The organism is Micromonospora sp. KC213, from assembly GCF_004348325.1.
Taxonomy (GTDB): domain Bacteria; phylum Actinomycetota; class Actinomycetes; order Mycobacteriales; family Micromonosporaceae; genus Micromonospora.
Genome location: NZ_SMKF01000200.1, coordinates 1 through 9411, shown reverse-complemented (window position 1 = coordinate 9411; position 9411 = coordinate 1). Strand labels below are relative to the sequence as shown.

At 73.5% G+C, this 9411-nt stretch carries 7 protein-coding genes; 2 read left to right on the top strand and 5 right to left on the bottom strand.

Going from position 1 to position 9411, the window contains the following annotated elements:
- Both E1166_RS26830 and E1166_RS26825 read left to right on the top strand, forming a co-directional pair.
- Positions 1–365, top strand: a 365-nt coding sequence (locus tag E1166_RS26830; RefSeq protein WP_207914550.1) for an ATP-binding protein, incomplete at its 5' end; no start/stop codon positions are given.
- Positions 362–1024, top strand: a complete 663-nt coding sequence (locus tag E1166_RS26825; protein WP_132342715.1) for a response regulator transcription factor — start codon at positions 362–364, stop codon at positions 1022–1024. The genes E1166_RS26830 and E1166_RS26825, both read left to right, overlap by 4 nt.
- Before the next feature lie 92 nt (positions 1025–1116).
- On the opposite strand, the gene atzF is transcribed toward E1166_RS26825, so the two are convergent.
- The 5 genes from atzF to E1166_RS26800 are packed head-to-tail and all read right to left on the bottom strand — an operon-like array spanning position 1117 to position 9389.
- Complete coding sequence (gene atzF, locus E1166_RS26820; protein ID WP_132342714.1) at positions 1117–2787, bottom strand: allophanate hydrolase; 1671 nt, start codon at positions 2785–2787, stop codon at positions 1117–1119.
- Positions 2784–6350: an urea carboxylase gene (gene uca, locus E1166_RS26815; protein WP_132342713.1), complete on the bottom strand. Its 3567-nt coding sequence runs from the start codon at positions 6348–6350 to the stop codon at positions 2784–2786. The genes atzF and uca overlap by 4 nt, the downstream gene beginning before the upstream one ends.
- A 17-nt stretch (positions 6351–6367) precedes the next feature.
- A complete protein-coding gene (locus tag E1166_RS26810; RefSeq protein WP_132342712.1) occupies positions 6368–6991 on the bottom strand; it encodes an urea amidolyase associated protein UAAP2 in 624 nt (207 codons plus the stop codon).
- Entirely contained in the window at positions 6988–7800 is an 813-nt protein-coding gene (locus E1166_RS26805; protein ID WP_132342711.1) for an urea amidolyase associated protein UAAP1, read from the bottom strand. The genes E1166_RS26810 and E1166_RS26805 overlap by 4 nt, the downstream gene beginning before the upstream one ends.
- A complete protein-coding gene (locus tag E1166_RS26800; protein ID WP_132342710.1) occupies positions 7797–9389 on the bottom strand; it encodes an amino acid permease in 1593 nt (530 codons plus the stop codon). Before E1166_RS26800 ends, E1166_RS26805 begins: the two co-directional genes overlap by 4 nt.
- Between the last annotated feature and the right edge of the window lie 22 nt (positions 9390–9411).

Here is a 9411-nt window from a genome sequence, read left to right as displayed (position 1 = left end):
AGCTGGCCGAGCGGACCCGGGCTGCCGGCGTACCGGTGCACGTGACCGTCACCGGTCAGCCCCGGGAACTGCCCGCCGAGGTCGACCAGGCCGGCTACCGCGTCGTCCAGGAGGCCCTGACCAACGTCGCCCGCCACGCCGGCCCCGCCACCGCGCAGGTCCACGTCGAGTACGCCCCGGCGCAGTTGACCGTCTGCGTGACCGACGACGGTCAGGCTTCGCCGATCGGACCGGTGACCCCAGGAGTGGGCCTGCGTGGCATGCGGGAGCGGGTCACCGGGCTGGGCGGCACGCTGCAGGCCGCGTCGCGCGACAGCGGTGGGTTCGGGGTACGGGCCACGTTCCCGCTGGGCGATTCAACATGATCCGGGTTCTGCTCGCCGACGACCAGGCTCTGATGCGCGCCGGATTCCGGGCCTTGCTCCAAGCCGAGGACGGCCTGGAGGTCATCGGTGAGGTCGCCGACGGCGCGTCCGCAGTCGACCTGTCGCGACGCCTACGGCCGGACGTCGTGCTGATGGACGTGCAGATGCCGGGACTTGACGGCATCGAGGCCACCCGGCGCATCGCCGCCGACCCCGACCTGGCCGCGGTACGCGTGCTCATCCTCACCAACTACGGGCTCGACTCCTACGTCTTCGCCGCGCTCCGCGCGGGCGCCAGCGGGTTCCTCCTCAAGGACGCCGACCCCGCCGATCTGCTGCAGGCCATCGCCGTCGTGGCTCGCGGCGACGCACTGCTCGCCCCGGCGGTCACGCGTACGGTCATCAGCGAGTTCCTCGCCGGCCAGCCGCCCGCCGAACCGGCGGCCGGCCGGAGCCTGCTGACCGCCCGGGAACGGGAGATCGTCGAGTTCGTCGCCCGAGGGCTGAGCAACGAGGAGATCGCCGAGCGCATGGTGATCAGTCCGTTGACCGCCAAGACACACGTCAACCGGGCGATGACCAAGCTGCACTGCCGCGACCGTGCCCAGTTGGTCGTGTGGGCGTACGAGTCGGGGCTGACCACGCCGCGCCGACGGTGACCCGGTGCGGGTGGCCGCTGCCCACCGCCGGAACAGGCGGCGGAGCAGCAGGTCGGCGAGGACGTGACGAGGCGCGAGCAGGGTGACTGCGTTCATCGGGCGCCCCGTGACGCGAGGTAGGTGAGCCAGCCGCCGTGCGCGGTGATGTCGACAGCGTCCTCGGTGGCGGTGGCTTCGCAGAGAAAGCCGGTGACGGCGCTTCCGTCGGCGAGCCGTACCTGCCCGAGGACCATGGGTTCCGGCAGAGCGGCGAGGAACGGGCCGAGCGCGGCGGGGGGCAGCTCCCACACCTCGCCGTCGATGCTCGCCCCGCCGGAGGTGACCCGGACCAGACCGGGCTTCGGCGGCTGGGTCGGCAGGGCGTGCAGGCGGTACTCGGCGGCGGTGCGGACCCGGCCGACGAACCGGCCACCGACCGTGGTCAGCTGCCCGTTGAGCGGCTGGCCGGTCAGGTGCGCGCCGACGACGAGCAGCCGCAGCCCGGCGGCGGCCGGGACCGGAGCGGGCTTCCCGGTCAGCAGTGCGGCCACGCCGGCCGCGACCGCGTCGGCGAAGCCCCGGGTGATCACCTGAACACCGAAGGGGCCGTCGCTGGTCTCGCCGGCCGGGACGGCGACGGCGGCCAGGCCGAACAGGTTGCAGAAGTTCGTGTACGTCCCGACGCGCGCGTTGACGCCCACAGGATCCGCGGCGACCTCCGCGATCGTGGGGTGGATCGGAGCGGTGGGCAGCAGCAGCGCGTCCGCGTCGCCCCATGCCCCCATCGCCTCGGCGCGCAGCCGTTCGAGGCGCTCGGTGTCGGCGACGAGCACGTGCGCGGGGATGTCCCGGGCCGCGGAGATGATGGCCCCCACCGTCGGGTCGACGTCGTCGGGGTGCGCGTCGACGAACGCGCCGACGGCGGCGTACCGTTCGGCGACGAAGCCGCCGCCGTAGAGCAGCTTCGCGGCGTCGAGGAACGGCGCGAGCCGGATCGGCCGCAGTCGGGCGCCGGCGGTCTCCAGGGCCTTGGCGGCCTGGTCGAAGGCGTCGAGCCACTCCTGCGACATGCCGACCAGTTCGTGGCGTTCCGGCACCGCCACCACCGGCCGGGGCGGCGCCGCGAGGGGCGCGTCCGCCGGCCACACCGGGTCGCTCATGATCGAAACCGCCTGCTGCGCCGCGCTGAGACCGCGGGCGAAGACGGTCACGCAGTCGAGGCTGCGGCAGGCGGGCACCACCCCCTCGACGGGAACGAGGCCCCGAGTCGGCTTGCTCCCGACGATGCCCTGGAACGCCGCCGGCACCCGCCCGGAGCCGGCCGTGTCGGTGCCCAACGCGAGGTCGGCGATGCCCAGGGCCACGGCCACCGCGGATCCGGAACTGGACCCACCGGAGACCCGCCGTGGGTCGCGGACGTCGCGCACCGCGCCGTACGGGCTGCGCGTCCCCACCAGCCCGGTGGCGAACTGGTCCAGGTTGGTCTTGCCCAGCACGATGGCCCCGGCGTCGACGAGCCGCTGGACGGCCGGGGCGCTGCGGGCCGGCCGGTAGGCGTACCCGGGGCAGCCGGCCGTGGTGGGCAGCCCGGCGACGTCGATGTTGTCCTTCACCGCCAGCAGCGACCCGGCCAGTGGCAGGCTCTCGCCCGCCGCCAGGCGGGCTTCCAGGGTGACCGCGTCGGCCAGCACGTCTTCCTGTTCGCGCAGGGTGATCCAGGCTTCGGGGCGCTCGCCGAGGGCGAGCCGGGCGTACGCGTCGCGGACACGGTCCTGCGGGGTCATGTGGTGGTCCCTCCGGCGAGTACGAGCAGTGGGCTTCCCGGCGTGACCTGGGCGCCGGGGGTGACGAGGACGTCCGCGACGTGTCCGTCCCGCGGGGCGGTGATTACCGTCTCGAGCTTCATGGCCTCCAGCGCGAGCAGCGGCTGTCCCGCGACGACCCGGTCGCCGGGGCGCACGTCGACGCGCCACACGCTGGACACGAACGGCGCCTCGACCAGCGCGCCTCCCTCGGGCACGGTCACCTCTCCGGCGGCCGGCGGCGCCTCCGGCTCGGGGCGCGGGTCGAACTCGCCGGCCGCCGTCCACGCCGCGCGTTCCTGTCCGAAGGCGGCCGCCTGGCGCCGCCGGAAGTCCGCGATGGAAGCGGCGTTGCGGGCGAGGAAGTCCTCGTGGTCGGCGAGGCGGAAGGTGCCGTCCTCAATCCGTAGCCGGTGTCGCCCGGCGGCCACGTCGGCGCGCAGGTCGAGCAGTTCCTCCGCGCCCACCGGGTACCAGGAGATCCGGTCGAAGTGGCGCAGCAGCCACGGCGAACCGGGTTCGAAACCGCCGGCCTGCCGCCAGCGCGACCACACCTGCACGGTGCGGCCGACGAACTGGTAGCCGCCGGGCCCCTCCATTCCGTAGATGCACAGGTACGCGCCGCCGATCCCGACCGCGTTCTCCGGCGTCCAGGTACGGGCCGGGTTGTACTTCGTGGTCACCAGGCGGTGCCGCGGGTCGAGCGGTGTCGCGACCGGCGCGCCGAGGTAGACGTCGCCGAGCCCGAGCACCAGGTAGCTGGCGTCGTGGACGGTGCGGTGGACGTCGTCGACGCTGTCAAGGCCGTTGACCCGGCGGATGAACTCGATGTTCCACGGGCACCAGGGCGCGTCGTCACGGACGCCGGCCATGTAGCGGGCGATCGCCTCCCGGGTGGCCGGGTCGTCCCAGGACAGCGGCAGGTGCACCACCCGGCTCGGCACCGCCAGGTCGCGGGCGGCGGGCAGCTCGTCCTCGACCTCGCGTACCAGGTCGAGCAGGCGGCGTACGGGCAGCCGGTCGGGGTCGACGTGGATCTGCACCGACCGGATGCCGGGGGTGAGGTCGACGACACCGGCCAGGCCCTCGGCGCGGAGCCGGTCCATCAGCGCGTGCCCGCGCATCCGCAGGCCGAGGTCGAGGGTCATCGGCCCGTACTCGACGAGCAGGTTGTCGTCGCCGCAGCGGCGGTACGTGACGGCCGGGGCGGCGTCGGTCGCCTCGCGGCGGGCAAGGACACCGTCGTCGCCGCTGACCACCGGCGTGACCGGAGTGAGCCGCCGGGCCCGCAGGGCCGCCGCGGTGTCGTCGGAGACCGGCACGAACCGTACGGTGTCGCCGGGGCTGAGCTGGCCGAGTTTCCAGCGTTCGGCGGTGACCACCGTGGCCGGGCAGACGAACCCGCCCAGGCTGGGCCCGTCGGGTCCGAGCAGGATCGGCACGTCGCCGGTGAAGTCGACCCCGCCGACCGAGTACGGGGTGTCGTGGATGTTCGACGGGTGCAGCCCGGCCTCGCCGCCGTCGGTACGCGCCCAGCGGGGTTTCGGGCCGACCAGGCGGACGCCGGTGCGGGCGGAGTTGAAGTGCACCTGCCACTGCGCGGCGTAGAAGGCGTCGATGTCCGCGCGCAGGAAGAACTCGGGGGCCGCGTGCGGCCCCTCGGTGACGGCGATCCGCCAGTCCCGCCGGATCGCCGGCCGCTCGCCCAGCGGCACCGGACCGGCGACGGGCCCGGTGGGCGAGCCCGGCCGCAGGACGTCGCCGACGCGCAGCGCCCGTCCGCCGTGGCCGCCGAACTGGCCGAGGGTGAAGGTGGCCGCGCTGCCCAGGTACCGCGGCACGTCGATGCCGCCGGCCACCAGCACGTAGCTGCGCAGCCCACCGTCGGTCGCCCGGCCGACGTCCAGCACGCCGCCGGCCGGAACCTCGACCGGCTCCCAGCGCGGCACCGGCACGCCGTCGACGGTGACCGGCGCGGACGCGCCGGTCACGCAGACCATGGCCGGGGCGGTGAAACGCAGCGCCGGGCCGTCGACGGTGCACTCCAGACCCGGCGCGCCCTCGGGGTTGCCCAGCGCCCGGTTGCCGAGGCGGAACGACAGGTCGTCCATCGGCCCGGACGGTGGGACGCCGACCTCCCACAGGCCGGTGCGCCCGGGCCAGTCCTGCACGGCGGTCAGCGTGCCGGGCCGTTCGACGACGATGCGCGGCTCGTCGTCGCGTACCCCGGCGAGGGTGGCGGTGCAGTGCCGCGCGGCCAGGACCGCCGGGTCGGCGGCGGCGGCGCGCAGCAGGCCGAGGTTGGTCTCGATGCCGTCGACGCGGGTGGCGGCGAGGGCGTCGCGCAGCTTCGCGTACGCCTCGTCGCGGGTCGCGGCGCTGACGATCACCTTGGCGAGCATCGGGTCGTAGGAGGTGGTCACCTCGGTGCCGGCCGCCACCCAGCCGTCGACGCGGACGCCTTCGGGGAAGCTCACGTCGGTGACCAGGCCGGCGCTGGGCCGGTGTCCCTGGGTCGGGTCCTCGGCGTAGAGGCGGGCCTCGACGGCGGCGCCGCTGGCCCGGCGGGGGGTGTCGAGGACGGTGTCGTCGTCCTGGGCCAGGCGCAGCATCCACTCCACCAGGTCGATGCCGAGGATCTCCTCGGTCACCGGGTGCTCGACCTGCAGGCGGGCGTTGACCTCGAGGAACGAGGCCTGTTCACGCTCGGCGTCGTAGACGAACTCGACGGTGCCGGCCGACCGGTAGTGCACCGACGCGCACAGCGCCGCCGCCGAGCGGTGCAGCTGTTCGCGGACCGCGTCCGGCAGTCCCGGCGCGGGCGCTTCCTCGATCACCTTCTGGTTGCGGCGCTGCAGGCTGCAGTCGCGGTCACCGAGCGCCACGACGCGGCCCCGGCCGTCGCCGAAGACCTGCACCTCGACGTGCCGGGCCCGCTGCACAAACCGTTCCAGGAAGACACCACCGCTGCCGAAGTTGGCCACGGCGAGACGCTCGACCCGGTCGTACGCGGCGGTCAGCTCTTCCGGCGTGTGGCAGGCCTGCATGCCGATGCCGCCGCCCCCGCCGGTGGCCTTGACCATGACCGGGTAGCCGATGCGTTCGGCGGCGTCGAGCGCCTCGTCGAGGCCGGACAGCAGGCCGGTTCCCTCGATCATCGGCACTCCGGCGGCCCGGGCGAGGTCCCGGGCGGTGTGCTTGGCGCCGAAGGCGGTCAGTTGCGCGGGTGTCGGCCCGACGAAGGCGAGTCCGGCCTGCTCGACGGCGGTGGCGAATCCGGCGTCCTCGGAGAGGAATCCGTAGCCGGGGTGCACGGCGCCGGCGCCGGTGGACCGCGCCGCGTCGAGAACGCGGTCGATGCGCAGGTAGCTGTCCCGGGCGGGGGCCGGGCCGAGCCGTACGGCCAGGTCGGCCGCCCGCACGTGCGGGGCGGCCCGGTCGGGGTCGGAGAAGACGGCGACGGTCTTCAGGCCCATCCGGGCGGCGGTGCGGATGACCCGGCTGGCGATCTCGCCCCGGTTGGCCACGAGCAGGGTGTCGAACATGGGACCGTCCTTTCGCGTCAGGGGGCGGTGACGACCATGCGCACCGGCGTCGGGTCGAAGCCGTTGCACGGGTTGTTGATCTGGGGGCAGTTCGACACCAGGACCAGGACGTCCATCTCGGCGCGCAGGGCGACGCGCAGGCCGGGCGCGGAGATGCCGTCGACGATGCCGAGGCTGCCGTCCGGGTCCACGGGGACGTTCATGTACCAGTTGATGTTGCTGACCAGGTCCCGTTTGCCGAGCCCCCAGCGGGCTGCCTCGATCAGGAAGTTCTCGACGCAGGCGTGCTGGTGCTTGGTGTGGTGGCCGTACCGCAGGGTGTTGGACTCGCGGCTGCAGGCGCCGCCGACGGTGTCGTGCCGGCCCACCTCGTCGGCCACGACGGTCATCAGCGGCCGGCCCTCGCAGGAGCGCAGCACGCTGCCGGTGGTGAGGAAGATGCCGCCCTGCGCGGCGAGGGTGTCCGGCGCCGAGTACCGCTCGGCGGTGTCGTCGGCGTTGTAGAGCAGGCAGTCGACGGCCTGGTTGCCGTGCAGGTCGACGATGGTCAGCACCTGTCCGCTTCGCACGATCGCCGACCAGGGCGCGCGGGCGGCGACGGTCTCGGCGAGGACGGTTGTTCCCGTAACCAGAGCGGTCATGCGATCCCCCGGGCGGTGAGGTAGTCGGCGGTGTTGAGGAAGGCGCGCTCGCCCTCCGGCGAGCGGGACCAGAGTTGGTCGGTCGGCGCGGTGGGGGCTCCGCTTGAGGCCCTGATCTCGACCGGGGAGCAGGTGTACGCCTCGCGCGGGTCGAGTGGGTGCGGGACGTTGGCGAGCAGCACCGTGACCGGCATTTCGGCGCGCAGCTCGACGCTGCCTCCCGGGCCAGCCGAGCCGAGCCAGGTGAACCTGCCGTCGTCGCCGACGCGTACCCCCTGGAAGAAGGAGATGCTCGGGGGCAGGTCCCGGCGGGTCAGGCCGTGTTTCGCGGCGGCCAGGGTGAGCAGTTCCCGCCCGGCGGGCGACGGGCCGTGCGGGCTGCCGTCGCCGTACCGTTCGGTGTTGCTGGCCCGGGTGGAGGTGCCGCAGAAGGTGTCGGAGCGGTCCCGTGCCCCGGCGGTGACCGAGGCGAGCACCCGCCCCTGGTCGGAGAGGAGCAGGTGGCCCTCGCCGACGTACGCCTGCCAGAGCACCTTGACGGTGTCGGCGACGTTGAGCCGCTCCCACGGCTCGTCGGCGTTGAACAGCAGCACCGAGACGCAGGCGTCGCCGTGCGGGTCGGTCAGCCGCAGCCGGGTGCCGCGGGCGAGCCGCTTGCTCGCGTACCCGCCGCCGGGGATCGTCTCGGCCCAGGTGAGGTTCTCGCCGAGCCGGGTGGCCGGCACGATCGGCATGCACTCGACGACGGTTCCGTCCTGGGCGCGGGCGTGCTCACGGGCACCGGCGGTGGTGGCGGTGGAGCCGGTCATGCGGTCTCTCCTTCCGCGACGGCGGTCGCGAACGGCAGCCGCGGCGGGTGCAGGGACAGGGCACGGGTGCGGTAGCGCAGGTAGGCCAGCCCACCCAGAAGCAGTGCGCCGCCGATGAACAACAGCGAGAAGTAGTGCAGGTACCAGTGGGTGCCGGCGGGGTCGTAGATCTCCTGCCGCGGCCAGCCGAGGTTGAGGATCATGCCGATGCCGTAGAGCACCGCCAGGACGTTGACGACGATCCCGAACCGGCCGAGGGCGAACAGCCCGCCGCCACGTTCGGTGCTCGCCGCCTGCTCGCCGTTCGGCCAGCCCTTGAGCCGGCGTACCAGCAGCGGGACCGTGACCAGGGCGTAGGCGATGTAGAGCATGACGATGCAGACGCTGGTGATGGCGGTGAACAGGGCGGCCTGACCGATGTTGACCAGCAGCACCCCGATCGCGCCGGCACCGACGACGATGGCGGGCAACGCCGGGGTACCGGTGCGCGGCGACACCTTGCGCAGCGCGCCGGAGAACGGCAGCACGCCGTCGCGGGCCATCGAGAAGACCATCCGGCTGCCGGCGGTCTGGATGGCCAGGGTGCAGACCGCGATGGCGATCGCCACGTCGATCAGCAGGATCCGGCCGCCGGTCTCGCCGAGCCGGCTGGTCAGCACGTACGGCAGACCCTCGGTGGCGAGCCGACCGTCGGTGAGGCTCGGCGCCGCCATCAGCGCGACCAGCAGCATCAGCCCGCCGCCGATGCCGGAGGCGGCGAGCGCCCGCAGGATCGTCCGGGGGGCGGTGTGGCGCGGGTCGCGGGTCTCCTCGCTCAGCTCACCGGCGCTGTCGAAGCCGACCACCACGTAGGCCGCCATCAGCGCCGAGACCAAAAACGGCCCGACGTACGCCAGTCCGGTGCCGGTGCCGCCGGTGTCGAAGACGACGCCCGGGCCGCGTTCGACGTTGACCAGCAGGAGCACCACCACCGCGGCCACCCCGATGATCTCGAGGGTCACCCCGGTGCTGTTGACGATCGCCATCAGCCGCACGCCGATGACGTTCACCAGCGTGGTCAGCGCGATCAGGATCGAGCCGAGGATGACGGCGTTGGTGGCCCCACTCGTCGAGGTCAGCGACGGGTCGCCGCCGACGAGCTGGAACCCGGACCAGATGGAGGGGAGCACCACCTGAAGGGCGATCGCGGCGGCCGCGACGGTGGCGATCTGGGCGATGATCATGACCCAGCCGGCGAACCAGCCGACCGCGGCGTTGGAGAGTCGCCGGGACCACTGGTAGATGCAGCCGGACAGTGGGTAGCGGGCGGCGAGTTCGGCGAAGTTGAGCGCCACCATGAACTGGCCGGCGAAGACCAGGGGCCAGGTCCAGAAGAAGGCCGGGCCGCCGAAGGAGAAGCCGAAGGCGAACAGCTGGAAGACCGTGGTGAGGATCGAGACGAACGAGAAACCGGCGGCGAACGACGCGTAGCTGCCGATGCTGCGGCGTAGCTCCGGCTCGTACCCGAAGCCGCGCAGATCCGCCGCATCCGTGGTGGGGCCGGTCGAGCCGGACGGGGGCGGTGCGGGCGGAGCTGGGGTAAGGGACATGACCGCCTCCTCGGCTCGACGC